We start from the raw sequence: 26,390 nt of genomic DNA on the forward strand, positions 1-26,390 counted from the left end.
AGGAGCTCCGGTCGCGCCATGGTGGATGAGAACGCCCCATTATGGGCGGCCAGGTGCCGGGCTTCTTGTAGGCACACCGCCCGCCCGCTCGAGGATGAAATCAATGAGCGTGCGCACCGAACTGGTCTGGTAGCGGTTGGGCATGTACAGGAGGAACATCTGCGTGCCAAAGACGCTCAGGCGGTAGTCGTCGAGCGCGGTGACGATGCGCCCCTCGCGCACCGGGTCCGCCACCACGTAGTCGGGCAGCAGGCCCACGCCCAGGCCCGCCAGGACCGCGTCGCGCAGGAAGGGAAAATGCTCGGACAGCAGGGTGGGCCGGGGCAGCACTTCCTCGCGCTGGCCGTCGGGCCGGTAGGCGGCCACGCGCAGCTCGCGCCCGATGAAGCCCGAGGTGAAGAGCGGCACCGTGGCCAGGTGCTCCAGGCGCGTGGGCAGGCCGTGCTCCTGCGCGTACGCGCGGGCGGCGCACACCACGTAGCGCACGGGCCCCAGGGCCCGCGACACCAGGGCCGGCGGCGGCTCGGTCATGATGCGGATGGCGATGTCCACGTCCTCGCGCACGAGGTCGCTCACGCGGTTCTCGAACATCACTTCGAGCACGATCCCCGGGTACAGACGCTTGAATTCGATGAGCCAGCCGGCCATGACCATCTGGCCGTAGCCCAGGGGCATGCTCAGCCCCACGCGCCCCTGCAGGCTCTGGCCCAGCGTGGCGATGGTTTCGCGCGCCGCCAGCATCTCGTTCATGATGCTGCGGCCGTGCTCGTACAGGCGCAGCCCGACCTCGGTGGGCTCCACGCGCCGCGTGGTGCGGCGCACCAGCTGCACGCCCACCGACTTCTCCAGCTGGTGCAGGTGGTAGCTCACGTTGGCGCGGCTCATCTTGAGCTTGCGCGCGGCCAGGCTGAGGTTGCCGGCGTCCAGGATCTCCACCAGCAGGGTCAGTGCCGAGAGATCCATGTGGCGCGCTCCGCTTGCTTGTCAAAAATATTCATACAGAGTGTCAATCCTTCATGTGATTGTCAAGAAATCCTGTCGGCACAACAATCCCGGGTCTGCCCGCACTTCCGTCCATGACCGCTCCCGCACTCCATCCGCCCTTTGCCCGCACCGCCACCACCCTCCGCGGCCTGCGGGATGTCGAACAGCTGGAAGCCACGCCCCTGGCCGAGGCGCTGCCGGTGCGGAGCACCTATGAAATCCTGCGCAACGCCGCCCATGCGTTCGGCGGCAAGACCGCGCTGACCTTCCTGCCCACGGCCGATCCGGCGGACGCGCCCATCCGCTGGTCGTACGCGCAGCTGCTGGCCGGCATCCACCAGACGGCCAACCTGCTGCACACACTGGGCGTGGGCCCCCGGGACGCCGTGGCCGTGCTGCTGCCCGGCTGCCTGGAATACCACCTGGCCCTGTGGGGCGGCGAGGCGGCGGGCATCGTGCAGCCCCTGAACCCCATGCTCACCGACGAGAAGCTCGCGGCCATGATGGCGCTGGCGGGCGCCAAGGTGCTGATCGCCTACGGCGCGGAAGGCGACGTGGGCTACTGGAGCAAGGCCCTGCGCCTGCGCAGCCAGGTGCCCACGCTCGCCACCGTGCTGCGTGTGGCCCCGCACGATGAGGCGCCCGGCGCCGCCGGCGCGCTGCCGGAGGGCGTGGTGGACTTCGCGGCGCGCCTGCGCCAGCCCGCCGGCCAGCTGGTGAGCGGCCGGCGCATCGCGCCCGGCGACATCGCAGCGTACTTTCACACCGGCGGCACCACGGGCGCGCCCAAGATCGCGCGCCACAGCCATGGCGCGCAGGTGTTCACCGCCTGGGCCAGCGTGCAGATGCAGGGCATCACGCCGCAGGACGTGGGCATCAACGGCTACCCGCTGTTCCATGTGGCGGGCGTGCTGCCCGGTTCGCTCGCGGCGCTCTCGGCGGGGGTGGAGACCATCATCCCGACGGCGGGCCTGTTCCGCAACCGCGAGGTCATCGCCAGCTACTGGCGGCTGGTCGAGCGCCACCGCTGCACCTACCTGTCGGCCGTGCCCACGGTGCTGGCCGCGCTGGCCAACGTGCCGCTCGATGGCGCCGACATCTCGTCGCTGCGCTACTGCCGCACGGGCGCGGCCATCCTCGCGCCGGAGCTGGCGGCGCGCTTTGAGCGCCTGTTCGGCCTGCATGTGCACGAAAGCCTGGGCATGACGGAGATGGCGGGCATCTCCACCATCACGCCACCGGGCGTGCACGCGCCCGCCGGCTGCGTGGGCTGGCGCCTGCCGTACGCGCGGCTGCGCATCGTGGCGCTGGACGCGCACGGCAACGCGTCCGGCCAGGACATGCCGCCTGGGCAGCCGGGCATGGTGCTGTTCCAGTCGCCCAACCTGTTCTCGGGGTTTCTGGATGCGGCGGACACGGCCAAGGCCTTCACGGCCGACGGCTGGCTGGCCACCGGAGACCTGGGTTTCGTGGACGCCGAAGGGCGCCTGCACCTGAGCGGCCGCTCCAAGGACCTCATCATCCGCAGCGGCCACAACATCGATCCCAAGGTGATCGAGGACGCGCTGGGCGCCCACCCCGCCGTGCAGCTCGCCGCCGCCGTGGGCGCGCCCGACGCCTATGCGGGCGAGCTGCCCGTGGCCTTTGCCACGCTGGTGCCCGGCGCGCAGGCGACCGAGGCCGAGCTGCTCGCCTTCACCGCAGAGCGCGTGGACGAGGCCGTGGCCCGCCCGCGCTGGGTGCGGGTCCTGGGCACCATGCCCGTGACCAACGTGGGCAAGATCTACAAGCCCGCGCTGCGCCTGCAGGCCGCCTGCCACACGGTGCAGGCGCTGGCCGACGGCGTGTGGGCCGAGACCCCCGGCCTCCCCCGCCCCCAGGCGCAGCCCGAAGGCGAGAGCGCCGTGCGCGTGACCCTGGAGCCCGGCCCGGGCGCGGCCGCGCTGCAGGCCCGGCTGCGCGAGGTGCTCGCGCCCCTGCCGCTTGCCGTCACCATCGCCCCGGCGCCAGGAAGCCCCCAGCCCGCCTGAACGAGCCCCGGCCCGCCACCGCGCAGGGCCGGGCCAGCCTGATTTGCAATACCCATGACAGGAGACGACACATGCCCCACCACCCCCCGTCGATGACCCGCCGCCACTGGCTGGGCGCCGCCGCGCTGGCCGCCGCCGCCGCGTGCACCGGCCCCGCCGCCCTGGCGCAGGCCTACCCCAGCAAGCCCATCAAGGTGGTCGTGCCCTTTGCCGCAGGCGGCGCCACCGACGTGCTCGCGCGCGTGCTGGCCGAGAAGATGGCCGCGGGCCTGGGCCAGCCCATGGTCATCGACAACAAGCCCGGCGCGGCCGGCATCATCGGCACCGACGCGGTGGCCAAGGCCGCGCCCGACGGCTACACGCTGCTGCTGGCCTTGAGCAACTCCATGCTCACCAACCAGTTCCTGTACACCAAGCTGCCCTACAGCCCCGAGCGCGACATCGCGCCCATCTACCAGATCGCCATCGCGCCGCTGGTGCTGGTGGCCCACCCCGGCGTACCCGTGGCCACGGGCCCCGAGCTGCTCAAGTACGTGGTGGCGAACAAGGGCAAGGTGGCCTACGGCTCCTACGGCACGGGCGCCTACCCGCATCTGGCCGGCGCCTACATGAGCCTCACGCAGAACGCCGACATGAGCCACGTGGCCTACCGCGGCGAGGCGCCCATGGTGCAGGACCTGCTGGGCGGCCAGATCCAGATCGCGTTCGCCAGCGCGCTGCAGGCCAAGCCGCACATCGACGCGGGCAAGCTCAAGGCCATCGGCGTGAGCGGCGAGCGCCGCATGGGCGCGCTGCCGGGCGTGCCCACGCTGGCCGAACAGGGCCTGAACGACGAGGCCTACCGCGTGGCGGGCTGGCTGGCCTTTGGCGCACCGGCCGGCACGCCAGCACCCATCCTGGAGCGCATTGCCGCCGAGGTGCGCAAGGCCACGCAGTTGCCCGACGTGGCGCAGCGCATCGCGGCCATGGGGTTCGATGTGCAGAACAGCTCGCCCGCGCTGTTCACGGCCGCGATCGCCAAGGAGCGGCCGGTGTGGGAGCGATTGATCAAGGCCTCGGGCGCGAAGCTTGACTGACCCCCTGAGCGGCTGCCAGAAACAGCTGCTCTTCGTCATGTCCAGGCCTGCGCAAGCAGGCTTGGAGCCGCAGCCCTCAGCCCCTGAAGGGGGCCGTCGCCAGCGCGGCGGAGCGGCCCTGGCATGGCGGCGCGCCGGTCACAACAGGTGGCAGGAAGCAAAAAAAGGCCCGCGAGGGCCTTTGAGGCCAAAATGAGCCCCAGCGCCTGTCCATCAAGCGCAAGCAGCTATCATTTTTGAAGCAATTTCGCGCCGCCCAGGTGCAGGGGCTCCACCGCGTTCAATCGAGGGTCACGCCGGTCGATTTCACCACCCCGGCCCAGCGCTGGAGTTCCTTGCCGACATAGGCGCGGTACTCTTCGGGCGTGGAGCCCAGCGGCTCGGCGCCCTGCACCGCCAGCCTGGCACGCACCTCATCGCTTTGCAGCGCCTTGTTGATCTCGGCGTTGAGGCGCTGCACCAGCGCCGCCGGCGTCCTGGCGGGCACCATCACGCCCTGCCAGGCGCCCGCCTCAAAACCGGGCATCACGGTTTCCCCCAGCGTGGGCACGTCGGGGTACAGGGACATGCGCCTGGCGGTGGTGACCGCCAGCAGCTTCAGGCGCCTGTCCTTCACGAAAGGCATCACGGAATTGATGGTGTCCGTCATGAACTGGATCTGCCCCGCCACGAGGTCGACATCCGCGGGGGCGCTGCCCCGGTAGGACACGTGCGTGGCCTCGATGCCCAGGCTCCTGGTGAACTGGAAAGCCGCCAGGTGGGTCACGTTGCCATTGCCTGCCGAGCCATAGGAGAGCTTGCCCGGGTTGGCCTTGGCGTAGTCGACGAACTCGCGCACATTGTTGACGGGAAGGCTCGGGTGCACGACCAGGGCCAGCGGCACCACGGCGGTGAGGGCCACGGGCGCCAGGTCTTTCTGCACGTCATAGCTCAGGTTCTTGTAGAGCGCCGGGCTCAGGGTGATGGACGAGGTGTTGTAGAGCAGCGTGTACCCGTCACCCGCCGCCTTGCTGACCTGGGTGCCGCCGATGTTGCCGTTGGCGCCGGGCTTGTTGTCCACGATCACGGACTGCCCCATCTGCTCCGTCAGCTTCTGCGCCAGCACGCGCGCCACCTGGTCGGTGGGCCCGCCTGGCGGAAAGGGCACCACCAGGGTGATCGGTTTGGAAGGGTAGGCCTGCGCATGCGCCAAGCCCATGGGGGCGATGGCCGCCACGCCGGCCGCGCAGCCGAGCATGGCCAGGCATACACGCCGGACGCCGCTGGGTCGCGAAGACGTGCGGGAAGTGCTTTTTTTCATGGTGCTTGTCTCCTGGGTGGTTGTAGTTGGGGAAATCGGTTCACGAACGCCCGGCGAGCAAGCGGGTGGCCGTGTAGGTCATGACCGGTACCCCCTGCTGGTTGAAGACGTCGATGCGCGAGGTCACGACCGCGCGGCCACTCCTGGAGGTGGGCCGGATCTCCGTCACCTCCACCACCGCCTCGATGGTGTCGCCCACCCGCACGGGCGCGAGGATCTTCTGGTGCAGCTCCAGCATCGCAAGGCCCGTGCCCTGGATCATGGTCTGCAGGATGAAGCCCTCGATGAGCGCATAGGTCAGCGCCCCCGGCACGGGCCGCCCCGCCATGGCGCCGCCCTCGTAGCCGTCTTCGATGAAGATCGCCTCCAGCATGCCGGTCACGCCGATGAAGCTGACCAGGTCCGTCTCGGTGACCGTGCGCCGGAAGGTGCGAAAGCGTTGTCCCACGCTCAGGTCCTGCCACACGAACCCCTGTCCGAGGCGCGGCAAATGGCGGTCCACGCCAGCGGGGGCGGCAGGGCGGAGGGTGTCCGCAGAAGGCGTCTGGGGGATCATGGAAGGCGTCCTTGTCAAGAAGAGGGGCCCACGGCTGCGCGGGTGCCCAGCAGTGCCTGGATCTGTGCGCCGCCGAGCCCGGCCTGGGCCAGCAGCGTCTCGGTGTGTTCGCCCAGCCGGGGGGGCATGGCGATGGCGGGGCGCTGCCCGTCAAAGCGCACCGGCACGCCCGGAAAGCGCACCTCGCCCAGGGCGGGGTCGGAGAGGGTTTCGAAGAAATCCGTGGCCACGAGGTGTGGATCCAGGGGCAGGTCCTGCAGCCTGGCCACGGGCGCGGCGGGGATTTCCAGCCGCTCGCACACCGCGATCCAGTGGGCCGTGGTGTGGCGCCCGGTGAAGCCCGACGCAAGCTCCAGCAGTTCGGCGATGTGCCGCGTGCGGCTGGCGATGTCGGCGAAGCGCGCATCGCGCGCCAGGTCCGGGGCACCCACTTCGGTGAAGAAGCGCTGCCAGTGCAGGTTGGTGTACGGCATCATGGCCACCGCCCCGTCGGCCGTGCGGTAGGGCCGGCGCCAGGGGGCCAGCACACGCGGGTAGCCCGGTGGGGACAGCGGCGGCTCGAAGTGCTGGCCGTAGTAGTGCTCGACCAGGTTGAAACCCACCATGGACTCGAACATGGGGATTTCCACGAAGGCCCCCCGGCCCGTGCGCTCGCGCTGCCACAGCGCGGCCAGGATGGCATGCGCGGCCACATGGGCACAGGTCTTGTCGGCGGCGATGGTGGGCAGGTAGCGCATTTCCCCGCCCTGCCGTTCCATCAGGTCGGCGAGCCCCGACATGCCCTGGATCACGTCGTCATACGCGGGTTTGCCGGCATAGGGGCCAGGCAAGAAGCCCACCAGGCTGGCGTACACCAGGCGCGGAAAACGCTCGCGCAGCGCCTCGGGCGCGAGGCCCAGGGCCGCCAGCTTCTGCGGCCGCATGCTGTGCATCAGCACATCGGCCGTGGCGATCAGTGCGCCCAGCGCTTCCTGCGCACTGGCCTGCTTGAGGTCCAGCGCCACGCTCTTCTTGCTGCGGTTGGCGCCCAGGAACATCGCCGCCATGCCCGCCTCCCGGGCGGGGCCGGTATGGCGCGTCGAGTCGCCCTCGGGCGGTTCGATCTTGATCACCTCGGCACCGTAGTCGGCCAGGACCTGGCTGGCCAGGGGGCCGAAGATCACGCTGGACAGATCCAGCACGCGAAGGCCTTGCAAAGGCGTCATCTCACATCCTTCCGGAGGCGGTTGGGGGGACGCGGTGCCTCACTGGAACTTCGGCGCGCGTTTTTCAATGAAGGCGGTCACCGCTTCCCGGTGGTCTGCCGTCTTGTGCGCGATGGCCTGGTAGCCCGCCGAAGTCTCCAGCAGCGAGGCCAGCGAGGCGTGTTCGCCCTCGCGCAGCAGGCGTTTTGTCATCCGCATCACGGCGCCGGGGTTGGCCGCGATCCTGGCGGCCAGCGCCCGCGCGGCGGGCAGCAACTGGTCCGCCGCCACCACGCGACTCACCAGGCCGCAGGCCAACGCCTCCTGCGCGCCGATGGCCTCGCCGGTGAACGCCATCTCGGACGCCTTGGCCCTGCCGACCGCGCGCGGCAGCAGCCAGGCACCACCGTCGCCGGGCACGATGCCCACGCGCACAAAACTCTCGGCGAAGGTGGCCGCCTCGCTGGCGATGCGGATGTCGCACATGCAGGCCAGGTCCAGCCCCGCGCCGATGGCCGGGCCGTTGACGGCGCAGATCACGGGAACATCGAGCTGGTACAGCGCCTGGGGGATGCGCTGGATGCCCTGGCGGTACTCCTCGCGGATCAGGTCGGGCGTGAACGCGTCATCAAAGAAACGCTTCATGTCCTTGACGTTGCCGCCCGAGCTGAAGATGGGGCCCGCGCCCGTGAGAATCAGCACCTTGACGCCGGCATCCCGGCGCACGTCCTCGCACAGCTGCACGAACTCGTCCACCGCGGTGTTGCCGGTGAGCGCGTTGCGCGTTTCGGGCTGGTTCATGGTGGCGGTGAGGATGCCGCCGTCGCGTTCAATGGTCAGAAAGGCCATGGCAAATGTCTCCAGTCAGCGAAGTGGCACTCAGGCCGGGAATTCGACGTCGGTGATGCGGCGCACCAGATCGAGCGTGATGCCGCTGTGCTGCAGCAGCGCCTCGCCGGCCACGGTGTGCCAGTACCCCTCGCTGCCGGCCGTCTGGCGCCAGGCATGCAGGCGCCGGGTGAAGAGCTGCAGGTCATGCTCCTCGGTGAAGCCGATGGCGCCGTGGATGGCGTGGGCGGCTTCCGACACGGCCAGCGCGGCCTCGCTGCAGCGCGCCTTGGCGGTCGCCACGCGCAGGCGGTCGGGCTGGATGCCCACGCCGCCGCTGCAGCCGAGCTGCGCGGCCATGCGCGCGGCAAACACGTGTTCGCTCATCACGGCCAGCTGGTGCTGGACGGCCTGGAACTTGCCGATGGGGCGGCCGAATTGCTGGCGTTCGTTGGCGTACCGCAGGGTGCGCTGGAACACGCTGCTGAGGGCGCCGGCCATCTGCGCGGCCACCACCGCGGCCTGCAGGGTGCGCACATCCAGCGCGGCATCCACGCCCACCGTGGGGGCGGCATCGCACTGCGCGGCCGACCAGGTCAGCGCCGCGTCCAGCGCCAGTGCATGCGCACGGGCGTGGGCGCCGTCGACGGGAAGCAGGTGCCAGGCGCCGCCGGCCTGCACCAGCACCGCATCGGCCACCTGGCCGCCGCGCACCAGCGCGCAGTGCAGACCGCCGCCGGCGCCACGCTGGCCGCGTGCCAGGGCGATGCTGCCCTGCGGGCGCACCAGCCCTGCCTGGGCCAGCAAGGCCCGCGCCACCATGGTCTCGGCCAGGGGCAGCGGCAGTGCGTGGGCACCGCATTGCTCCAGCACGCCAAAGGCCTGGTCCAGTTCCAGGCCCGCCCCCCCCTCTTCTTCGCCCAGCAGGGCGTCGGCCAGGCCGGTGGATTCCAGCTGCTCCCACAGGCCCCGCGCGGCATCCGCCGCGCGCCCGCCGCACTCGATGGCGCGCACCACGGCGGGGGTGCACCGGTCCGCCAGCACGTCGTGCGCGGCATCGGCGAACAGGTCGTTGTCATTCATGCTCATGTCGGTCATCCATTGCGTTGCACACACTGCCCCCCGGCCCCTGGCCGAAGCGCGGCCCGGTCGGAGGCGCCAGGCACGGTCCCCACGCAGCGCGCGCGAGAGAGATGCCGCGCAGCAGCCCAGGGCTGTCTCATCTCAAGCCCAGGCCGCGGGCGATCATTCCGCGCAGGATGTCGCGCGTGCCGCCGCGCAGCGAGAAGGAGGGCGAGGCCTCGGTCACGTACTTGAGCGTCATCAGGAGCTCCACGGGCACGTCCTCGGCCTCGCGCGCGAACAGGTCCTCGGCAATGGCCGCTGGAATCATCTGCTCGAGGGTGGTTCCAAGCTCCTTCACCAGCGCCGCCTCGACGATGGGGCTCGCGCCCTGCGTGAGTTTTTCCTGCACCGACACGGACATGGCGCGCAGCGGCGCCAGCTGCGTGAGCACCTTGCCCGCCAGCCGCACGGCCGAGTCGGTGCGTCCCTGGGGCGTGCGCACGTAGCCGAGCCACTGGTCGAACAGCACGATGGAGGAGAACAGGCGCTCGGGCCCGCTGCGCTCGAACGCCAGCTCCGCCGTGACCTGCTCCCAGCCCTGGCCCTCGGCGCCAATGAGCGCATCCGGCCCCAGCTGCACGTTGTCGAAGAACACCTCGCAAAAATGGCTGTCGCCCGAGAGGTCTTCGATGGGGCGCACCGTGACCCCCGGCAGCGACAGGTCCACGATGACCTGCGACAGGCCCTGGTGGCGGTCCTCGGAGGTGCCCGAGGTGCGTACCAGCGCGATCATGTACTGGCAGTGGTGGGCGTTGGTGGTCCAGATCTTCTGGCCGTTGAGCACAAAGCCTTGCGCATTGGGCACGGCGCGCGTCTTCACGCTGGCCAGGTCCGAACCCGCGTTGGGTTCGCTCATGCCGATGCAGAAGAACGCCTCGCCCTTGCACACGCGCGGAATGTAGAACTGCTTTTGCGCCTCGGTGCCGTACTTCAGGATCAGGGGCGCGCTCTGGCGATCGGCGATCCAGTGCGAACCCACGGGAGCGCCGCAGGCCAGGTATTCCTCCACCAGCACGTAGCGCGTGAACGCGCTGCGCCCGCCCCCGCCGTACGCCCTGGGCAGCGTGATGCCGATCCAGCCCTTGTCCCCCAGCCGGCGGCTCAGAGCGGTGCTGTAGCCGCCCCAGGAGCGCGCGCGGATGTGCGCGGGCAGGTCGGCAATGGCCTCCTGCAGGAAGGCGCGCACCTCGGCGCGCAGTGCCTCGTCTTCAGCGGGAATGCGCGTGAGCGCCAGTGAATCCAGGGTGCTCATCCCAAAACTCCGTCGTCCTTGTAGGCCTGCAATTGCGCGGGCGAAAAACCCAGGTAGCGGGCCAGCACCTCGTCGGTGTGCTGGCCCAGCTGCGGGGGCGTGTGGCGGTAAGTGACGGGCGTGTCCGACAGGCGGATGGGGCTGGCCACCAGCGGCACCTCGCCCGCCTGCGGGTGCGGCATCGCGATCCGCAGGCCCCGGGCCTGGACCTGTGGGTCCTCGAACACGTCGCGCACGGTGTTGATGGGGCCGCAGGGCACGGCGTGCCGCTCCAGCAGAGCGATCCAGTCGCGCGTGGTGCGCGCCACCGTGGCGGCGCGGATGCGGCCGACCAGTTCCTCCCGGTGGGCCAGGCGGCCGGCGTTGCACACGAAGCGTTCGTCCTGCGCCCAATCCGGTTCGCCGATGGCATGGCAAAAGCGTGCAAACTGTCCGTCGTTGCCAATGGCCAGGATCATGTGGCCGTCCTGCGTGGGGAAGTCCTGGTAGGGCACGGTGTTCGGGTGCGCATTGCCCATGCGCTGCGGCACCTTGTCGCCGTACAGGTAATTCATGCCCTGGTTGGCCAGGCAGGCCACGCCCACGTCGAGCAGCGCCAGGTCGATGTGCTGGCCCCGGCCCGTGTGCTCGCGCGCCTGCAGCGCAGCGAGGATGGCCGTGCTCGCATACAGCCCGGTGAGGATGTCGGTGAGCGCCACGCCCACCTTCATGGGACCGCCGCCGGGTGCCCCGTCGGGGTGGCCGCTGATGCTCATGAGCCCACCCATGCCCTGGATCAGGAAGTCGTAGCCCGCGCGGTGCGCGTAGGGGCCGTCCTGGCCAAAGCCGGTCACGGAGCAGTACACCAGGCGCGGGTTCAGCGCGCTCAGGCTCGCATGGTCGAGCCCGTACTGCGCCAGGCCGCCGGTCTTGAAATTCTCGATGAGCACGTCGCACCGCGCCGCGAGCTCGCGCACGATCCGCTGACCCTCGGGCCGGGTGAAGTCCACCGTCACCGACTGCTTGTTGCGGTTGGTGCACATGTAATAGGCCGACTCGCCGGTGGGCCGGCCCGCCGCGTCCGTCACATGGGGAGGGCCCCAGGCGCGGGTGTCGTCGCCGGTGCCCGGGCGCTCGACCTTGATCACTTCGGCCCCCAGGTCGCCCAGGGTCTGCGCGGCCCAGGGTCCGGCCAGCACGCGGGACAGATCGAGCACCTTCACATGCTGCAGCGCACCCGGCTGCGCGGCGGGAGCAGCGCTCATTGCAGCGGCACCTTGGCCTGGGTGACGATGCGCTTCCACAGCACGATCTCGTTTTTCTGGAACTCGTGCATCTGCGCGGGCCCACCGGTCATGGCGGTGGCTCCGATGCGCTCGTAGAAGGCACGGGTCTCGTCCATCCTGGAGATGGCGGTGAACAGCTCGGCCAGCCGGGCGGTTTCGGCGGCGGGGGTCTGGGCGCTGACCATGGCGCCCACCCACGTGTAGGCCTCGAAGCCCGGCAGGCCCGCTTCCGTGGCGGTGGGCACGTCCGGCGCCGCGGCCACGCGCTTGTCGGACGCCACGGCCAGCACCTTCACGCGGCCGCCCTTGGCTAGCTCCTGCACGGCGGTCACCTCGGCGAAGGTGTAGTCGACGGTGCCCGAGGCCACGGCCGTCATGGTCTCGCCGGCGCCCTTGAAGGGCACGTGCACGGTGTGGATGCCCGCCGTGTCGTTGAGCAACTCGCCCATGAGCTGGTAGCCGGCCGAGCCCGCGCCGAAGTTCACCTTGCCCGGGCTGGCCTTGGCATAGGCGATCAGGCCCTTGAGGTCGCTGTACGCCGCCTTGGGCATGGCCGCGATCATGGCGGGCGAACGCATCATCATGGTCAGCGGCGAGAAGTCCTTCACCGGGTCGTACGGCAGCTCCTTGAACAGCGCGGCGTTCACCGCCAGCGTGGAGTTGCTGCCGATGAAGACGGTGTAGCCGTCGGCCGGCGCCGACAGCACTTGCTTGACGGCGATGAAGCCGTTGGCGCCGGGCTTGTTTTCCACCACCACGGCCTGGCCCGTGAGGTCCTGCAGCTTGCGCGCGAAGTAGCGCGCCGAGGTGTCGGTGCCGCTGCCGGGGCCGAAGGGCACGACGAACTTGATGGTTTTGGCAGGGAATGCCTGGGCTTGCACGGCGGGGGCCAGGGCCGTGGCGGCAAGCGCCAGCAGCGCGCCGGCCACGGTTCTACGGGATTGCATCACGGTGTCTCCTTCATGGAATTTTTTTGATCGTCAGGCCCTGCCCAGGCCTGCAGGCGAATGTAGGCAGCGGGCACCCATGCTGTCTAATATTAAAAATTCACAAACCGATATTTGTTTGGTATCCCATGAACCTGCGCCAGCTGCGCCAATTCGTCACCCTGGCGGAAACCGGCAACTTCCACCGCACCGCCGAGCTGCTGCACATGGCCCAGCCGCCGCTGTCGGTGTCCGTGCGCAAACTGGAGGAGGAACTGGGCAGCCGCCTGTTCGAGCGCCACAGCACTGGCGTGCGCCTGACGGCCGAGGGCCAGGCCATGCTGCCCGAGGCGCACCTGGCGCTGTTTCATGCGGAGCGCTGCCGCCAGGCCGTGGCGGACGCGCGCGAGGGGCTGGGCGGCCTGCTGCGCCTGGGCATCATCGGATCGGCCACCTATGCCCTGCTGCCGGAGCTGATCCCGTCCGTGCGGGCGCGCTACCCGCAGATCGAGCTGGAGCTGTCGGAGGCCACATCGACCGAAATCCTCGACGGGCTGCTGGCGCGCCGCTTCGACGTGGGATTCGTTCGCTACCCGGTTCTGCACCCCGAGCCGTTCGAGCTCCTGCCCATGGACCGCGACGATTTCGTGCTCGCCGTGTCCGCGCACGGCCCGCTGGCGAAGCGCGACGCGATCGCGCTCTCGGAAGCGGCGGGCGAGCCCTTCATCATGTACCCGCAGGACAAAGTGCCCGGGCTGTCCGCCCTGGCGCTTCTGCGCTGCCAGCTGTCGGGCTTTTCACCCCGCGTGGCACAGGAGGCCATGCAGGTGCAGACCATCATGAGCCTGGTGGCCGCGGGCCTGGGCGTGGGACTGGTGGCGGGCGTCGCGCGGCTGGTGGTGCCGCCCGGCGTGAAGTGCCTGGCGCTCACCGACAACCCGCCGGGCTTCAAGGTGGGCATCGCGCTCGCGCGGCGCGCGGGGGAGGCCAGCCGGCTCGTGGAGCGCTTCATCGAGCATGCGATGGGCTTTTCCAGCGTGCCCCGACCCGGCCCGGATATGGATCAAACCGGGCTGTAGCGTACAGCCCGCAAGCGCGGGCAGCTATGTATTTTGCACTTCTGCCGCGCGCTCGGCGGCAAACGCCACATACCAGTCCAGGCAGCCCGGGTTGGCCATGGCGTCCTTGTTCACCACCTTTTCGATGGGCTGGCCCAGCAGCAGTTTCTTGATGGGCAGCTCCTGCTTCTTGCCGCTCAAGGTGCGCGGCACCTCGGCCACCGCGAAGATGTCGTCGGGCACGAAACGCGGGCTCAGCGCCGTGCGCACCGCGCCGTTGATGCGGGCGCGCAGGGCCTCGTCCAGCGCGTGGCCGGGGCGCAGCACCACGAACAGCGGCATGTAGCTTTCGCGGCCCAGGTATTCCAGGTCCACCACCAGGCTGTCGAGCACCTCGGGCAGGGATTCGACCGCGCTGTAGATCTCGCTCGTGCCCATGCGCAGGCCGTGGCGGTTGATGGTGGCGTCGCTGCGGCCGTAGATGACACAGCCGCCGTTGGCGCCGATCCTGAGCCAGTCGCCGTGGCGCCACACCGCGCCCATGCGCGCGGGGCCATCGCCGCCGCCGGGCTGGCGGCCGTGGCCAGGCGGGTACATGTCGAAGTAGCTCGACAGGTAGCGTGAACCGTCCTTGTCCCCCCACAGGTACAGCGGCATCGACGGGATGGGCTGCGCGCACACCAGCTCGCCCACCTCGTCCATCACCGGCACGCCCTCGGCATTCCAGGATTCCACGGCCGCGCCCAGCATGCGGCATTGCATCTCGCCGGGCACCTGGGGCATCTCGCGGTTGCCGCCGATGAAGGCGCCGCAAAAGTCGGTGCCGCCCGAGATGTTGTTCCACCAGATGTCGTGCGTGCCCAGGGCCTCGAACTGCGCCGTGCCCCATTCCTGCACCTCGGGCGACAGCGGCGAGCCGGTGGTACCCAAGGCGCGGATGCGCGTGAGGTCGCCGTATTCGGCCAGCGCGATGCCCGCCTTCATGCAGTTGGCAAAAAACGCCGCGCCCGCGCCGAAGAAGGTCACGCCCGTCTCGGCCGCGAAGCGCCACAGCACGCCCCAGTCGGGGTGGTCCTTGCTGCCGCCGGGGTTGCCGTCGTAGATCACGCAGGTGGTGCCCGACAGCAGGCCCGAGAGCTGTGCGTTCCACATCACCCAACCCGTGGAGCTGTACCAGTGGTAGCGCTCGCCGAAGCTGTTGGGCTCGTAGCTGCAGCCGATGTCGTTGTGCAGCACCTTGAGCTGCAGCGCCACCAGCACCGTGCCGCCGTGGCCGTGCACGATGGGCTTGGGCAAGCCGGTGGTGCCGCTGGAATAGACGATCCACAGCGGGTGGTCGAACGGCAGCCACATCGGCTCGAAGGCTGCAGTGTCTGCATCATTTCGGGCTGTAGCGCTTGTCCAGTTTGCGTAACCAGCTATCGAAACAGAAGCATCCAGATTGCCCAGCAACACCGCGTGCCGCACGCTGGGCAGCGCCGCGCGCAGCTCGGCCAGCACGCCGGTGCGGTCGTGGTCGCGCCCGCCGTAGGTCACGCCGTCCACGCCGATCAGCACCTTGGGCTCGATCTGGCGGAAGCGGTCGAGCACCGCATGGGTGCCCATGTCGGGCGCGCAGATGCTCCACACGCCGCCGATGCTCACCGTGGCGAGGAAGGCCACCATCGCCTCGGGCACGTTGGGCAGGTAGGCGGCCACGCGGTCGCCCGGCTCCACGCCCTGGGCCTTCAGGTGCAGCGCCAGCGACGCGACCTGGCGGCGCAGCTCGGGCCAGCTCATTTCGCGGTGGTGGCCCTTTTCGTTGCGGCTGATGATGGCCGGCAGACCGGCCGCGTGCGCGGCGTCCACATGGCGCAGCGCCTGCCGCGCGTAGTTGACCTGGGCGCCCGGGAACCACAACGCGCCGGGCATGGTGTTCTGGCCCAGAACGGCGGTGTGCGGCGTGGGCGACTCCAGCTTGAAGTAGTCCCACACGCTTTGCCAGAAGGCATCGAGCTCGGTGGTGGACCAGCGCCACAGGGCGTCGTAGCTGTCGAACTGCAGCCCGCGCTGGTCGCGCAGCCAGTCCTGGTACAGGCGGATCTGGGGAATGAAAGGCGGGGTGTTGTGTGTTGTCTCCATGGCGACGCAGCGTACCAGCGGCACGGGGCGCAGGCCAGCCATCCCCGTCACCCGCTTGACAGCAGGGGGAATTCCGAATTTCGCACAATCGTGCTAAATTAGCGCCATGGATGCAAAGACCCAGAAATCGGAACTCACCCGCGCGGCCATCGTGGGCGCGGCGCTGGACCTGGCCGCGGCCGAGGGGCTGGAGTCGATCACCCTGCAGGCGGTGGCCGACCGCGTGGGCCTGTCCAAGAGCGGCGTGTTCTCGCGCGCCGGCTCGCGCGAGGCGCTGCAGAAGGCGGTGATCGAGGAGTTTGGCCGCCGCTTCCTGGCCGATGTGTTCGTGCCCGCCATGCAGCACCCCAAGGGCCTGCCGCGCCTCAACGAGATCGTGCGCCGCTGGATTGCCCGCACGCGCGACGTGGAGGCCTTCACCGGCTGCATCTATACGGCGGGCGCCTTCGAGCTGGACGACCGCGACGGCGAGCTGCGCGACCTGCTGCACGCCGAGATCACCCGCTGGCGCGCGGCCCTGCGCCGCACGGTGATCCAGTCCATCGAGGCCGGGCACCTGCCCCCCGACACCCCGCCCGACCAGCTGGTGGGCGAGATCTATGCGATGGCCATGGGCCTGTTGCACGACGTTCGCTTCCTGCGCGATCCGCAGGCAGTGCAGCGCACCGAGGCGTCCTGGGCGCGCCTCGTCAAGAGTTATCAGACCGCCTGATCCTCCCCCTCTGCTTGTTCTTGCGCGATGGATGCCTCTTGTTTTTCTTTGCCCCAATTTCGCACAACCGTGCGAAGAAAGGAACCACCATGCTGATCATCTTGGGTATCGCCGCCATCGTGGCCGCGGCGGGCGCCGTCCGGGCGCTGCGCCAGACACTAGCCCGCCTTCCGCGCAGCAACCGGGACTGGATCTTCTACTGACCGTCCACCGCGTCCGCCCCCCATTCCCTCCCTTTCCGGAGCCCCCCATGAACGCCTCCCCTTCCTCCTCCACCGCCCTGCAGGCCACGTCCAGCTTCTACGGCGAACACCCCGGCATGCGCCTGCTGCGCGTGGCGCTGGGCACCACCGAGCGCCTGTGGCCCGCGCTGGCCGTGCGCGCGGCCTACCGCCTTTTCGGCACGCCCCTGCCCCTGCGCAAACCGGGCCGCAGCGCCGTGCCGCCCGGCCACTGGCGCACGGAACGCTGGCCGTTCGAAGACGCCGAGATCACGCTCTACCTGCCCCAGGCCCAGCCGCACGGCCCCACGGTGCTGCTGCTGCACGGCTGGGGCGGCCACGCGCGCCAGATGCTGCCGCTGGCCGGCGCCCTGGCCGCGCGGGGCCTGCGCCCGGTGCTGGTGGACCTGCCCGCGCACGGCGGCAGCCGGGGCCGCGTGAGCAACCTGCCGCAGTTCGCGCGCGCCATCGAATACGCCACCGCCCGCCTGCATGCGCAGGATTCGGCGCCCAGCGCCGTGGTGGCCCATTCGCTCGCGGCCAACGCGGCGGCCCATGCGGCCAGCCGGGGCCTGGCCACCGGGCGGCTGGTGCTGCTGGCGCCGCCCGCGTCGCCCCACGAATACACGCGCCTGTTCGCGCAGGTGTTCGGCCTGTCGGAGCGCACGCGCGCTTCCATGCAGCGGCGCATCGAGGCGCGCGAGGGCATCCTGATGCGCCAGTTCGAGCCCCCGGCCGTGGGTCCGCGCATCGCGCTGCCCACCCTGGTGGTGCACGACCGGGGCGACCGCATCAACCGCTTTGCCGATGGCGAGGCCTACCGCGACCACATTCCTGGCGCCACGCTGCTGGCCACCGAAGGGCTGGGCCACCGCAAGATCCTGCAGCAGGATGGCGTGCTGGCGGCCGTGGCCGATTTCGTGGCGGGCCCGGGCCATCCACGCTGACGGGCCCGGGAGCCAGGGGGCCCGGCGGGGGCCGCGCGGCGCAGCGGGCGGTGCGGGGTGGCTCGGCGCACCGCCGCGCGGTGTCGCCAACAGTTATAGCCGCAAGGCGAACAGGACGCGGCCAGCGCCTATCATCCGCAGTCGTGCGTGCCCCCAGGGCCGCTCTTGCCGATGATTCACCGGTGTGCTGCCTGCCACCGGTGGCCCCACGCCGCTACCTGTTGTCTCTGATGCACGCTCTCCTGTCCGCCTGGCCCGCCCTGGCCCTGCTGTTGCCCGCGCTGGTGCTGGTGTCGGCCTTCTATTTCCTGGCCAAGGGCGACCGCCGCGCGTTCTCGCACCTGCTGGCCCTGCTGGCGTGTTTCCTGATCGGCGCGCTGCTGATGGAGTTCTTCATCTTCATGGCGGCGCGCATGGCCCGTTCGGGCAGCCGCGAGGCCGTGCTGGGCGCCGGCACCCGCCAGCTGCTGGAAACCATGGCCAATCCGCGCTCCATCACCGCCCCGCCCCTGTCGCTGGCGGCCGTGGCGGCCTACAGCGTGCTGGCGTCGTACCTGTGGCTGCTGGTCACCTGGGGCCTGCACCTGCGCGGCAAGCCTGCCGGCGGCGCCGGAAAGAAGAAAGCGGCCAAGCGCCCGCCGCGCAAGCCGGCCCGGGCCTGATCCACGGGCCTTGGGGTCTTTGGGGCCCCTAGCGCTGGATACATCAGCGCCGACAGCTATATATTTAATAGCATATCCTGCGCGCACACTTGACGCAGGGCAACCCCCGGCGCGCGGAGCGCATCCACAATGGCAGGCGATCCCCTCCGGCCGCGGGGGTGCGTACCAGGCTGTCCACCTCCTGCCTTTTCCTGCCATGACTTCCTCCTTCTCCTCCTCCTCCCACAGCGATGTCCTCATCGTCGGCGCGGGGCCCGCGGGCCTGTCGCTGGCCATTTCCCTGGCCCACGCCGGTTTCACGGCCACGGTGGTCGAGCAGCAGCCCCAGGCCGCGCTGGCCGCCCCCGCGCCCGACGGCCGCGAGATCGCGCTGACCCACCCCAGCCGCGCCACGCTCCAGCGGCTGGGCACCTGGGCGCAACTGGCGCCGCACGAGACCGGCGCCATCCGCGAGGCCCAGGTGCATGACGGGCCGCTCGGCCAGCGCAGCGCGCTGCAGCTCGACGCCCAGCGCTCGGGCCACGGGGCGCTGGGCTTCATCGTCCCCAACCACGCGCTGCGCCGCACCGCCTATGCGGTGGCCGCGCAAACGCCCGGCGTGCGCATCGTCACCGGCGCCCAGGTGACGCGCGTGGCCACCCTGGCCACGCATGCCGAGCTGGAGTACCGCCTGCTTGCCCCCACAGACACGGCCCCGGACGCGGAGGCCCCTTCACCCCAGCGCCTGCAGGCGCCCTTGCTGGTCGCGGCGGACAGCCGCTTCTCGGCCACGCGGCGCCAGCTGGGCATTGGCGCGCGCATGGCGGACTTCGGCCGCACCGTGATCGTCTGCCGCATGCGCCATGCCCGGCCCCATGGCGGCGTGGCGCACGAGTGTTTCGGCTACGAACGCACGCTGGCCATCCTGCCCCTGCCGGATGCGGTGGATGCCGCAGACGCGGCCGACACGGCCGGCAGCCCGCACCTGTGCTCGGTCGTGGTCACCGCAGGCGCTGCGGATGCCGCCACGCTGATGGCGTTGCCCGCCGACGCCTTTGCCGCCCAGGTGCGGGCGCAGTTCGACAACCGCCTGGGGCCCATGCAGCTCGACGGAGAACGCCACGCCTACCCGCTGGTGGCCGTGTACGCGGATCGCTTTGCCTCCCACCGCTGCGCGCTGCTGGGCGACGCGGCCGTGGGCATGCACCCGGTGACGGCCCACGGCTACAACCTGGGCCTGGCCGGCGTGGAGCGCCTGACCGCCGCCCTGCTGGCCGCGCGCGGCCAGGGCCGCGATATCGGAGACAGCGCAATCCTGTCCGGCTATGGACGCGCACACCACCACCACGCATGGCCGATCTACGAAGGCACGAACGCCATCGTGCGGCTGTACACCGATGCCCGCCCCCTGCCCCGCCTGCTGCGCCAGCTGGTGCTGCAGGGCGCCCGGCGCCTGCCACCGCTGCAGGCGGCCATCGTGGGGCAGCTCACCGGCAAGCCGCCCGCGTGGACCGAGCTGCTGGGGCGCCTGGCACGGCAGTGACACGTCCGCCCCCGGCCAGCCCGCCGGCCGCCACCGGGTGCCGCCCCCTTTCCACGCGCGAAAGGGAAGAAGTGGCAGCGCCCGCGCCCACGCCACGGGCGCTCAGGGGGTGGTGACTTCCAGCTCCACCATGCCGTACAGCGCTCAGGGGGTGGTGACTTCCAGCTCCACCATGCCGTACAGCGGCGCGCCCAGCCAGGGCCACCACAGGGTCTCCAGCGCCAGGCCCGCCCAGCCATAGCATTCCGCCACGCTGTGCGCGTGCCGCAGCGCCAGGCGCGGGTGCGCGGCGGACAGGTCGGCCAGGCGTGCCAGGCCCCAGCGGAACTCGGCCCCCGTGGGTCCCACGCTCGCGTGCCGGCCGGCCGTGCCCACGGCCCGGTGGGTGAGCACGTCCAGCACCAGGCGCGAGCCCGGGGGCGCGCACTGCGCGAACTCGTGCAGCACCGCCTGCACCTGGCCTGGCTCCAGGTACATGAGCACGCCCTCGCACACCACCAGCACGGGCGCCGCTGCCGCCCCGCTCCCCGCCGCGCGCGGCGGCAGGCCCAGCCGGTGCCACCAGCCGGGCTGGGTGATGTCCGCCTCGGCCAGCCGTGTGCGCGGGCACCGCGCGGGCAGCAGTTGCCGTCGCAGCGCCATCACCTCGGGCAGGTCGGCGTCGAGCCAGTGGTTGGCGCCGGTGTCCAGCCACTGGAAATGGTGCGACAGGCCGCAGCCCAGGTTCACGCCCTGGCCCCCGGGGTGCCTGAGGAAGAAGCCCTGCGCGGTGTCCCGGATGATCCGGGTGCGCCACAGCACGTTCAGCACGGTGGGCAGGTCGTTGAGGTAGGGCTCCACATCGGTGCCCAGCCGCTCCAGCAGCCCGGCGGCCACCGCATCGCCGCAGGCCAGCCAGGGAAAGTAATGGTTGCCCCGCGCCCGCGCCGCCAGCGGGATGAGCAGGGTGCTGGGCACGGCGGGCAAGGGCGCGTGCCGCAGCGGGGCCGGTGCCGCGGCGCTGCGTGGCGCGGGCGCCCGCCCGGCGGATGCCCGGGGACGGCGTCGGCTTCGGTGCGGCTGCAGCGGCAAGATCGTCTCCTCCTGTGGTCGCAGGGGCGCCCCGTTTGGCGGAATGGATGGACGGGGTCAGGCAGTACGGCGGCCACGCGCACAGGCTGCTGGCCGCCACGGGAGACTGCGGCGACGGACTGGGGCCGCCGGGAAGTCTGCGAACGCCATTGTGGTCCGAACCCGGTCCGGTGTGCCCATTTCGCAGGGCCGCGCAAGGGTATATGCAAACGCGGGAAATGGCCGGCGCGGCTACACCCGCTTGGTCAACACCTCCCAGACCAGCGAGACGCCCGCGGCCAGCAGGTCGCCGGTGAAGGAGTCGCCATCGCCATCCCGCGCGCCGCTGAAGGCACTCTTTTGCCGCTCGCGCTCGGCCCGGCTGCGGTCGCGCTCCAGCGCCACCAGGGCATCGCCAATGTCCACGGTCGCCGCCGGCGTGCCGTGCGCGGCCTGGGCCGGGCGGGCGCCAGCCCGGGCGTAGCCCTCCATCGCGCGCACCACGGCGTCGGGGTCGATGAGCGAGAACGCCGCGCGGCAGTAGGGGCAGGCGTGGTCCTTGCGGATGTCCACGGGCGCGCCGCAGCTGGTGCAGTAGATGGCGCCCACGCGCCGGGCCAGGTCGTCGATCTCGGGGCGCGTCATGTGGCGCACGAAGCCCTTTTCGACCATGAAGGAGGAAAAGGTGCTGAACCGCCCGTGCTGGCGCGCGCAGCGGTAGGTCATGTAGCGGCCGCTGCGCACCACGTCGAAGCCCTGGTCCAGCGCGCAGCTGCAGCGCGGGCAGGCCATGCGCGCCTGCAGCGGGCGGTGTTCATGGGTGCGGTGTTCGTGCAGCAGGCGGAACAGGTCCACCACCGCCTGGGGCGAGAGCTTGAGGTTCTCGTGCCGGTCCAGCCAGAGGCCCTGGCAGGCGTAGCAGATGTCCAGCTCCAGCGTGTGCCCGGTGTTGCTGGTGAACGAATGGGCCTCCATGGGCTGGCGGCACGACGGGCAGGATGGGGCGGATGGCGGCATGGTGGACGTCGGGTGAGGGCCGGCCCTCTTGCCCGCCGCTGTGAGGCAGCCATCCTACCGTTCCCGCCGCCTCGCACCTTCGCCTGGCGAAGTTCATCGTCCACGTGCGCATTCATCCACTAGCATTCGCGCCTCGAACTACAAGGAACAACACACATGGGATTCATGAACTGGCAAGAAAAAAGCGCGGCCGTGCTGCAGCAGGGCGGAGTGATCGCGCCCGACGAACGGCTGCCCTGGCCGCAGACGGCGGCGATGGGCGTGCAGCATGTGATCGCGATGTTCGGCGCCACGGTGCTGGCGCCCATCCTGATGGGGTTCGACCCCAACGTGGCCATCCTGATGAGCGGCGTGGGCACGCTGATCTTCTTCCTGGTGACGGGCGGCAGGGTGCCCAGCTACCTGGGTTCGAGCTTTGCCTTCATCGGGGTGGTGATCGCGGCCACGGGCTATGCGGGCAAGGGGGCCAACGGCAACATCGCCGTCGCCCTGGGCGGCATCATCGCCTGCGGCCTGCTCTACACGCTGATCGGCGCGCTGGTGCAGGCCATCGGCACGGGCTGGATCGAGCGCTTCATGCCGCCCGTGGTCACGGGCTCGGTCGTCGCGGTGATCGGGCTGAACCTGGCGGGCATTCCGATCAAGAACATGGCGGCGAGCAATTTCGACAGCTGGATGCAGGTGGTGACCTTCGTGAGCGTGGGCCTGGTGGCCGTGCTCACGCGCGGCATGGTGCAGCGCCTCCTGATCCTGGTGGGGCTGATCGTGGCGAGCATCATCTACGCGGTGCTCACCAACGGCCTGGGCCTGGGCAAGCCCATCGACCTGTCGATCCTGGCGAACGCGGCATGGGTGGGCATGCCCAACTTCGCCGCGCCGGTGTTCGACGGCAACGCGATGCTGCTGATCGCCCCGGTGGCCATCATCCTGGTGGCGGAGAACCTGGGCCACATCAAGGCCGTGACGGCCATGACCGGCCGCGACCTGGACCGCTACATGGGCCGTGCGTTCATCGGCGACGGCGTGGCCACCATGGTGAGCGGCGGCGTGGGCGGCACGGGCGTGACGACCTATGCCGAGAACATCGGCGTGATGGCCGCGACCAAGATCTACTCCACCGCCGTGTTCCTGCTGGCGGGCGTGTTCGCGCTGGTGCTGGGCTTTTCCCCCAAGTTCGGCGCGCTGATCCAGACCATTCCGCTGCCGGTGATGGGGGGCGTCTCCATCGTGGTGTTCGGCCTGATCGCGGTGGCCGGGGCCAAGATCTGGGTGGACAACAAGGTGGACTTCTCGCAGAACAAGAACCTGATCGTCGCGGCCATCACGCTCATCCTGGGCACGGGCGACTTCACGCTCAAGTTCGGCCAGTTCGCGCTGGGCGGCATCGGCACGGCCACGTTCGGCGCCATCCTGCTGTATGCCTTGCTCAACCGCAAAGCGGCGTAATCTGCGGACGTGAGCGGACGTGAGCGGACGTACCGCATTTGTAAGGGTTAACCCTTAATTTGTAAGGAACGACGGCTAGCATCCTGGGTTTTGTCCACGGGGCCATCCGCTCACCGGGCGGGTGGCCTCTTTTCTTTTTTTGCGGAGTTTGTTCATGTCCCTGGCCGATCGGGTGCTGTACCCCGACTTTCTCTCCCGCACCATGTCCGCCGACGAGGCGGCCGCCCTGATCCCTGCCGGTGCCCATGTGGGCATGAGCGGCTTCACCGGCGCGGGCTACCCCAAGGCCGTGCCAGGCGCGCTGGCGCGGCGCATCGAAAGCCTGAACGCGCAAGGCCATGGTTTCAAGATCGGGCTGTGGACGGGAGCCAGCACCGCGCCTGAGCTGGACGGCGCGCTGGCCCAGGTGGACGGCATCGAGATGCGACTGCCCTACCAGTCCGACCCCACGGTGCGCCGCCAGATCAATGCGGGCCACATGCAGTACGTGGACATCCACCTGTCGCACGTGGCGCAGTTCGTGTGGTTCGGCTTCCTGGGCAAGCTCGACGTGGCCGTGGTCGAGGTGGCGGGCGTGCTGCCCGACGGCCGGCTGATTCCCTCGTCCTCGGTGGGCAACAACAAGACCTGGCTGGACCAGGCCGACAAGGTCATCCTGGAAGTGAATGCCTGGCACAACCCGGGCCTGGAAGGGATGCACGACATCTACTACGGCACCGACGTGCCGCCACACCGCAGGCCCATCCCGATGACGCGGCCCGACGAGCGCATCGGCGAGCCCTACCTGCGCTGCGACCCGTCCAAGGTGATCGCGGTGGTGGTGACGGACCAGCCCGACCGCAACAGCGTCTACGCCGCGCCCGACGACACCTCGAACCGCATCGCGGGCCACATCATCGAGTTCCTGCAGCACGAGGTGAAGAAGGGCCGGCTGCCCCGGGACCTGCTGCCGCTGCAGTCGGGCGTGGGCAACATCGCCAACGCGGTGCTGGCGGGGCTGAACAACGGCCCGTTCGAGAACCTCACGGCCTACACCGAGGTGCTGCAGGACGGCATGCTGGACATGCTGCGCTCGGGCAAGCTCGCCAGCGCCTCGGCCACCGCCCTGTCGCTCAGCCCGGCGGCGATGCAGGACTTCAACGAGCGCATCGAGTACTACAAGCAGCGCATCGTGCTGCGCCCGCAGGAGATCAGCAACCACCCGGAGCTGATCCGCCGCATGGGCCTGATCGCGATGAACGGCATGATCGAGGCCGACATCTACGGCAACGTCAACTCCACCCACATCATGGGCTCGGCCATCATGAACGGCATCGGCGGCTCGGGCGACTTCGCGCGCAATGCGTACCTGTCGATCTTCATGACGCCCTCGCTGGCCAAGAACGGCTCGATCTCGTGCATCGTGCCCATGGCCTCGCACGTGGACCACACCGAGCACGACGTGCAGATCCTCGTCACCGAACAGGGCCTGGCCGACCTGCGCGGCCACTCGCCCACGCAGCGGGCCGAGCTCATCATCGACCGCTGCGCGCACCCCGACTTCCGCCCGGCCCTGCACGACTATGTGGCCCGCGCCAAGCGCGGCGCCGTGGGCCAGCACACGCCGCACCTGCTGGGCGAGGCACTATCCTGGCACCAGCGCTACGTGGAGACGGGCAGCATGCGGCAGAGCGCGCCCGCCTGACCAGGCCCCGGCCGAATCCCCCGGCCCGGCAGGGAGAACATGGTCTTGTCACAGGCCCTGGGTAGAATCAGGGTTAACCCTTGGTCGTCGGACCACCAGGCCTCCCCCCGTTTTCCTTTTTCTTCACCGGCCACCAGCCCTTCGCGGGGCTGGTGGCCTTCTTGTCCGTGAGTTTTCCTGCCATGCAACGTCGCCAGTTCACCCAGTCCCTTGCCGCTGCCAGCGCCGGCCTGCTTTTTGCCAACCCGTCGCGCGCCGTGGGCGTGCAGGACCCGATGGACGCCAGGAGCGTGGCCATTGGCTGCTCCGTCGGCCTGACCGGTGCCCTGGCCAGCCTGGGCAAGGAACTCAAGCAGGGCCTGGACGCGGGCATCGCCCAGGCGAACGTGCGCGGCATCCATGGCCGGGAGCTGAAGCTGCTGGCGCTGGACGACGGCTATGACGCCGCCCGCTCGGAGGAGAACGCGCGCAAGCTGATCGCCGACGGCGGCGTGGTGGCGCTGCTGTCGTGCATGGGCACGGCCAACAACCAGCGCATCCTGCCGCTGGTGGACGAGGCGCAGATCCCCTACGTGGCCCCGCAAAGCGGCGCCACGTCGCTGCGCAAGGCCGAATACCGCTCGGTGTTCCACGTGCGCGCCAGCTACTCCGACGAGGCCCAGCGCCTCACGCAGAAGCTGGTGGCCATGGGCATCACCGACCTGGCCATCGTCTACCAGGACACCGCCTTCGGCCGCGAATTCCTGGCCGATGTGAACAACGCCATGAAGGCGGCCCAGCAGCCCGCGCCCAAGGCGTTCAAGCTCGACGCACAGGGCGCGCAGGTGGCCGACGTGGTCAGGCAGGCCGTGGCGGCCAAGCCCACGACGGTGCTGCTGGGGACGGCGGGCGACGTGTCGGCCGCGCTGGTCAGCGAATTCAAGAAGGTGTCGCCCAGCACGCCGCTGGCAGCGACCAGCGTGGCCCTGTCCGGCGACAACCTGCGCCAGCTCGGCGGCAAGGCGGCGGGCATCGCGCTGTCGATGGTGCTGCCCGACGCCGGCCGCACCAGCGTTGCCCTGGTGCGCGACTACCAGCGCGCCATGAAAGCGGTGGGCTTTCAGGAATTCTCGAGCCGCAGCTTCGAGGGCTATGTGAACGCCCGCGTGCTCGCCGAAGGCCTGGAGCGCGCCGGCCGCGAGCTGACCCGCGCCAGGCTGCGCAACGCGCTGGCCGGCATCCGCAGCAACGACCTGGGCGGCCTCACGATCGACTACGCCGGCAGCGCCCCCTATGTGGGCTCGCGTTTCCTGGACCTGGGCGTGATGGGCGCCAACGGCAAATTCATCGGGTAACCCCCTGGGGCGCTGCGCGCCATTCCACAAGGGGGACGCCTTCGGTGGACCGGCAGGGCCGGATCCACGGTGGCGCCAGGCCGGGTCTGC

The 26,390-nt window shown here is 70.2% G+C and carries 22 protein-coding genes; 10 read left to right on the forward strand and 12 right to left on the reverse strand.

The genetic code is table 11. The features are described 5' to 3' along the window. Nucleotides 1–39: 39 nt before the first annotated feature. A complete protein-coding gene (locus tag AC07OD_RS18305; RefSeq protein WP_218296504.1) occupies nucleotides 40–963 on the reverse strand; it encodes a LysR family transcriptional regulator in 924 nt (307 codons plus the stop codon). A 113-nt stretch (nucleotides 964–1,076) separates the two neighbouring features. Between AC07OD_RS18305 and AC07OD_RS18310 the strand changes: the two genes are divergently transcribed. Both AC07OD_RS18310 and AC07OD_RS18315 read left to right on the forward strand, forming a co-directional pair. Beyond that, the gene (locus AC07OD_RS18310) at nucleotides 1,077–3,014 is read left to right on the forward strand and encodes an acyl-CoA synthetase (protein WP_218296503.1); all 1,938 of its coding nucleotides are present in this window, start codon (nucleotides 1,077–1,079) and stop codon (nucleotides 3,012–3,014) included. A gap of 71 nt (nucleotides 3,015–3,085) precedes the next feature. Continuing rightward, nucleotides 3,086–4,090 carry a Bug family tripartite tricarboxylate transporter substrate binding protein gene (locus AC07OD_RS18315; protein ID WP_218296502.1) on the forward strand — a complete coding sequence of 335 codons (1,005 nt, stop codon included), beginning with the start codon at nucleotides 3,086–3,088 and terminating at the stop codon, nucleotides 4,088–4,090. A gap of 280 nt (nucleotides 4,091–4,370) precedes the next feature. Here the strand turns inward: AC07OD_RS18315 and AC07OD_RS18320 are convergent, their stop codons facing one another. The 8 genes from AC07OD_RS18320 to AC07OD_RS18355 form a co-directional block, all read right to left on the reverse strand. After that, nucleotides 4,371–5,390, reverse strand: coding sequence for a Bug family tripartite tricarboxylate transporter substrate binding protein (locus AC07OD_RS18320; RefSeq protein ID WP_369641023.1), 1,020 nt, complete (start codon nucleotides 5,388–5,390; stop codon nucleotides 4,371–4,373). A gap of 40 nt (nucleotides 5,391–5,430) precedes the next feature. Then, the gene (locus AC07OD_RS18325) at nucleotides 5,431–5,946 is read right to left on the reverse strand and encodes a MaoC family dehydratase (protein WP_255590934.1); all 516 of its coding nucleotides are present in this window, start codon (nucleotides 5,944–5,946) and stop codon (nucleotides 5,431–5,433) included. A 14-nt stretch (nucleotides 5,947–5,960) separates the two neighbouring features. Further along, the gene (locus tag AC07OD_RS18330) at nucleotides 5,961–7,151 is read right to left on the reverse strand and encodes a CaiB/BaiF CoA transferase family protein (protein ID WP_494597692.1); all 1,191 of its coding nucleotides are present in this window, start codon (nucleotides 7,149–7,151) and stop codon (nucleotides 5,961–5,963) included. Nucleotides 7,152–7,190: 39 nt separating this feature from the next. Further along, the gene (locus AC07OD_RS18335) at nucleotides 7,191–7,979 is read right to left on the reverse strand and encodes a crotonase/enoyl-CoA hydratase family protein (RefSeq protein WP_218339229.1); all 789 of its coding nucleotides are present in this window, start codon (nucleotides 7,977–7,979) and stop codon (nucleotides 7,191–7,193) included. A gap of 30 nt (nucleotides 7,980–8,009) precedes the next feature. Continuing rightward, nucleotides 8,010–9,041, reverse strand: coding sequence for an acyl-CoA dehydrogenase family protein (locus AC07OD_RS18340; RefSeq protein ID WP_492244828.1), 1,032 nt, complete (start codon nucleotides 9,039–9,041; stop codon nucleotides 8,010–8,012). A 136-nt stretch (nucleotides 9,042–9,177) separates the two neighbouring features. Further along, a complete protein-coding gene (locus AC07OD_RS18345; RefSeq protein WP_218339230.1) occupies nucleotides 9,178–10,335 on the reverse strand; it encodes an acyl-CoA dehydrogenase family protein in 1,158 nt (385 codons plus the stop codon). Next, nucleotides 10,332–11,579: a CaiB/BaiF CoA transferase family protein gene (locus AC07OD_RS18350; RefSeq protein WP_218339231.1), complete on the reverse strand. Its 1,248-nt coding sequence runs from the start codon at nucleotides 11,577–11,579 to the stop codon at nucleotides 10,332–10,334. Before AC07OD_RS18350 ends, AC07OD_RS18345 begins: the two co-directional genes overlap by 4 nt. After that, entirely contained in the window at nucleotides 11,576–12,547 is a 972-nt protein-coding gene (locus tag AC07OD_RS18355) for a Bug family tripartite tricarboxylate transporter substrate binding protein (RefSeq protein ID WP_218296496.1), read from the reverse strand. Before AC07OD_RS18355 ends, AC07OD_RS18350 begins: the two co-directional genes overlap by 4 nt. Nucleotides 12,548–12,675: 128 nt before the next feature. Here AC07OD_RS18355 and AC07OD_RS18360 point away from each other — a divergent pair, with 128 nt between their 5' ends. Beyond that, nucleotides 12,676–13,605: a LysR family transcriptional regulator gene (locus AC07OD_RS18360; protein ID WP_218339232.1), complete on the forward strand. Its 930-nt coding sequence runs from the start codon at nucleotides 12,676–12,678 to the stop codon at nucleotides 13,603–13,605. A 24-nt stretch (nucleotides 13,606–13,629) separates the two neighbouring features. Here AC07OD_RS18360 and AC07OD_RS18365 read toward each other — a convergent pair whose 3' ends face one another. After that, the gene (locus AC07OD_RS18365) at nucleotides 13,630–15,705 is read right to left on the reverse strand and encodes an acetoacetate--CoA ligase (protein WP_494597693.1); all 2,076 of its coding nucleotides are present in this window, start codon (nucleotides 15,703–15,705) and stop codon (nucleotides 13,630–13,632) included. 106 nt (nucleotides 15,706–15,811) lie between these two features. Here AC07OD_RS18365 and AC07OD_RS18370 point away from each other — a divergent pair, with 106 nt between their 5' ends. From AC07OD_RS18370 to ubiM, 4 genes are all read left to right on the forward strand, one after another. Continuing rightward, on the forward strand, nucleotides 15,812–16,417 hold the full coding sequence (locus tag AC07OD_RS18370; RefSeq protein ID WP_218296493.1) for a TetR/AcrR family transcriptional regulator: 606 nt from the start codon (nucleotides 15,812–15,814) through the stop codon (nucleotides 16,415–16,417). Between the two features lie 250 nt (nucleotides 16,418–16,667). Further along, complete coding sequence (locus AC07OD_RS18375; RefSeq protein WP_218296492.1) at nucleotides 16,668–17,585, forward strand: alpha/beta fold hydrolase; 918 nt, start codon at nucleotides 16,668–16,670, stop codon at nucleotides 17,583–17,585. Between the two features lie 230 nt (nucleotides 17,586–17,815). Continuing rightward, nucleotides 17,816–18,247, forward strand: a complete 432-nt coding sequence (locus AC07OD_RS18380) for a hypothetical protein (RefSeq protein WP_218296491.1) — start codon at nucleotides 17,816–17,818, stop codon at nucleotides 18,245–18,247. Between the two features lie 196 nt (nucleotides 18,248–18,443). Further along, a complete protein-coding gene (ubiM, locus tag AC07OD_RS18385) occupies nucleotides 18,444–19,769 on the forward strand; it encodes a 5-demethoxyubiquinol-8 5-hydroxylase UbiM (protein WP_494597694.1) in 1,326 nt (441 codons plus the stop codon). Nucleotides 19,770–19,913: 144 nt separating this feature from the next. Here the strand turns inward: ubiM and AC07OD_RS18390 are convergent, their stop codons facing one another. Beyond that, nucleotides 19,914–20,726 carry a class I SAM-dependent methyltransferase gene (locus tag AC07OD_RS18390; protein WP_370627743.1) on the reverse strand — a complete coding sequence of 271 codons (813 nt, stop codon included), beginning with the start codon at nucleotides 20,724–20,726 and terminating at the stop codon, nucleotides 19,914–19,916. 345 nt (nucleotides 20,727–21,071) lie between these two features. Further along, complete coding sequence (locus AC07OD_RS18395) at nucleotides 21,072–21,836, reverse strand: zf-TFIIB domain-containing protein (RefSeq protein ID WP_218296488.1); 765 nt, start codon at nucleotides 21,834–21,836, stop codon at nucleotides 21,072–21,074. Nucleotides 21,837–21,992: 156 nt separating this feature from the next. On the opposite strand from AC07OD_RS18395, the gene AC07OD_RS18400 reads away from it, so the two are divergent. The 3 genes from AC07OD_RS18400 to AC07OD_RS18410 all read left to right on the forward strand — a co-directional run bounded on the left by AC07OD_RS18400 (nucleotide 21,993) and on the right by AC07OD_RS18410 (nucleotide 26,300). Then, a complete protein-coding gene (locus AC07OD_RS18400) occupies nucleotides 21,993–23,282 on the forward strand; it encodes a solute carrier family 23 protein (protein ID WP_218296487.1) in 1,290 nt (429 codons plus the stop codon). Nucleotides 23,283–23,436: 154 nt separating this feature from the next. Further along, nucleotides 23,437–24,966 (forward strand): succinyl-CoA:acetate CoA-transferase ScpC, encoded by a 1,530-nt coding sequence (gene scpC / locus AC07OD_RS18405; protein WP_218339235.1) that lies wholly within the window; start codon nucleotides 23,437–23,439, stop codon nucleotides 24,964–24,966. Nucleotides 24,967–25,148: 182 nt separating this feature from the next. Then, nucleotides 25,149–26,300 (forward strand): ABC transporter substrate-binding protein, encoded by a 1,152-nt coding sequence (locus AC07OD_RS18410; RefSeq protein ID WP_218296485.1) that lies wholly within the window; start codon nucleotides 25,149–25,151, stop codon nucleotides 26,298–26,300. Nucleotides 26,301–26,390: the final 90 nt, after the last annotated feature.

This window comes from Acidovorax sp. GW821-FHT10E03 (assembly GCF_059415205.1).

What these genes read in the sequence shown, in the direction of transcription:
- AC07OD_RS18370 (WP_218296493.1), top strand. Translation starts at nt 15,812, where the DNA reads ATGGATGCAAAGACCCAGAAATCGGAACTCACCCGCGCGGCCATCGTG.
- AC07OD_RS18310 (WP_218296503.1), top strand. Translation starts at nt 1,077, where the DNA reads ATGACCGCTCCCGCACTCCATCCGCCCTTTGCCCGCACCGCCACCACC.
- AC07OD_RS18355 (WP_218296496.1), bottom strand. Translation starts at nt 12,547, where the DNA reads ATGCAATCCCGTAGAACCGTGGCCGGCGCGCTGCTGGCGCTTGCCGCC.
- ubiM (WP_494597694.1), top strand. Translation starts at nt 18,444, where the DNA reads ATGACTTCCTCCTTCTCCTCCTCCTCCCACAGCGATGTCCTCATCGTC.
- AC07OD_RS18340 (WP_492244828.1), bottom strand. Translation starts at nt 9,041, where the DNA reads ATGAATGACAACGACCTGTTCGCCGATGCCGCGCACGACGTGCTGGCG.
- AC07OD_RS18325 (WP_255590934.1), bottom strand. Translation starts at nt 5,946, where the DNA reads ATGATCCCCCAGACGCCTTCTGCGGACACCCTCCGCCCTGCCGCCCCC.
- AC07OD_RS18350 (WP_218339231.1), bottom strand. Translation starts at nt 11,579, where the DNA reads ATGAGCGCTGCTCCCGCCGCGCAGCCGGGTGCGCTGCAGCATGTGAAG.
- AC07OD_RS18365 (WP_494597693.1), bottom strand. Translation starts at nt 15,705, where the DNA reads ATGGAGACAACACACAACACCCCGCCTTTCATTCCCCAGATCCGCCTG.
- AC07OD_RS18395 (WP_218296488.1), bottom strand. Translation starts at nt 21,836, where the DNA reads ATGCCGCCATCCGCCCCATCCTGCCCGTCGTGCCGCCAGCCCATGGAG.
- AC07OD_RS18330 (WP_494597692.1), bottom strand. Translation starts at nt 7,151, where the DNA reads ATGACGCCTTTGCAAGGCCTTCGCGTGCTGGATCTGTCCAGCGTGATC.
- AC07OD_RS18305 (WP_218296504.1), bottom strand. Translation starts at nt 963, where the DNA reads ATGGATCTCTCGGCACTGACCCTGCTGGTGGAGATCCTGGACGCCGGC.
- AC07OD_RS18345 (WP_218339230.1), bottom strand. Translation starts at nt 10,335, where the DNA reads ATGAGCACCCTGGATTCACTGGCGCTCACGCGCATTCCCGCTGAAGAC.
- AC07OD_RS18320 (WP_369641023.1), bottom strand. Translation starts at nt 5,390, where the DNA reads ATGAAAAAAAGCACTTCCCGCACGTCTTCGCGACCCAGCGGCGTCCGG.
- AC07OD_RS18360 (WP_218339232.1), top strand. Translation starts at nt 12,676, where the DNA reads ATGAACCTGCGCCAGCTGCGCCAATTCGTCACCCTGGCGGAAACCGGC.
- AC07OD_RS18400 (WP_218296487.1), top strand. Translation starts at nt 21,993, where the DNA reads ATGGGATTCATGAACTGGCAAGAAAAAAGCGCGGCCGTGCTGCAGCAG.
- AC07OD_RS18315 (WP_218296502.1), top strand. Translation starts at nt 3,086, where the DNA reads ATGCCCCACCACCCCCCGTCGATGACCCGCCGCCACTGGCTGGGCGCC.
- AC07OD_RS18410 (WP_218296485.1), top strand. Translation starts at nt 25,149, where the DNA reads ATGCAACGTCGCCAGTTCACCCAGTCCCTTGCCGCTGCCAGCGCCGGC.
- AC07OD_RS18375 (WP_218296492.1), top strand. Translation starts at nt 16,668, where the DNA reads ATGAACGCCTCCCCTTCCTCCTCCACCGCCCTGCAGGCCACGTCCAGC.
- scpC (WP_218339235.1), top strand. Translation starts at nt 23,437, where the DNA reads ATGTCCCTGGCCGATCGGGTGCTGTACCCCGACTTTCTCTCCCGCACC.
- AC07OD_RS18380 (WP_218296491.1), top strand. Translation starts at nt 17,816, where the DNA reads ATGCACGCTCTCCTGTCCGCCTGGCCCGCCCTGGCCCTGCTGTTGCCC.
- AC07OD_RS18335 (WP_218339229.1), bottom strand. Translation starts at nt 7,979, where the DNA reads ATGGCCTTTCTGACCATTGAACGCGACGGCGGCATCCTCACCGCCACC.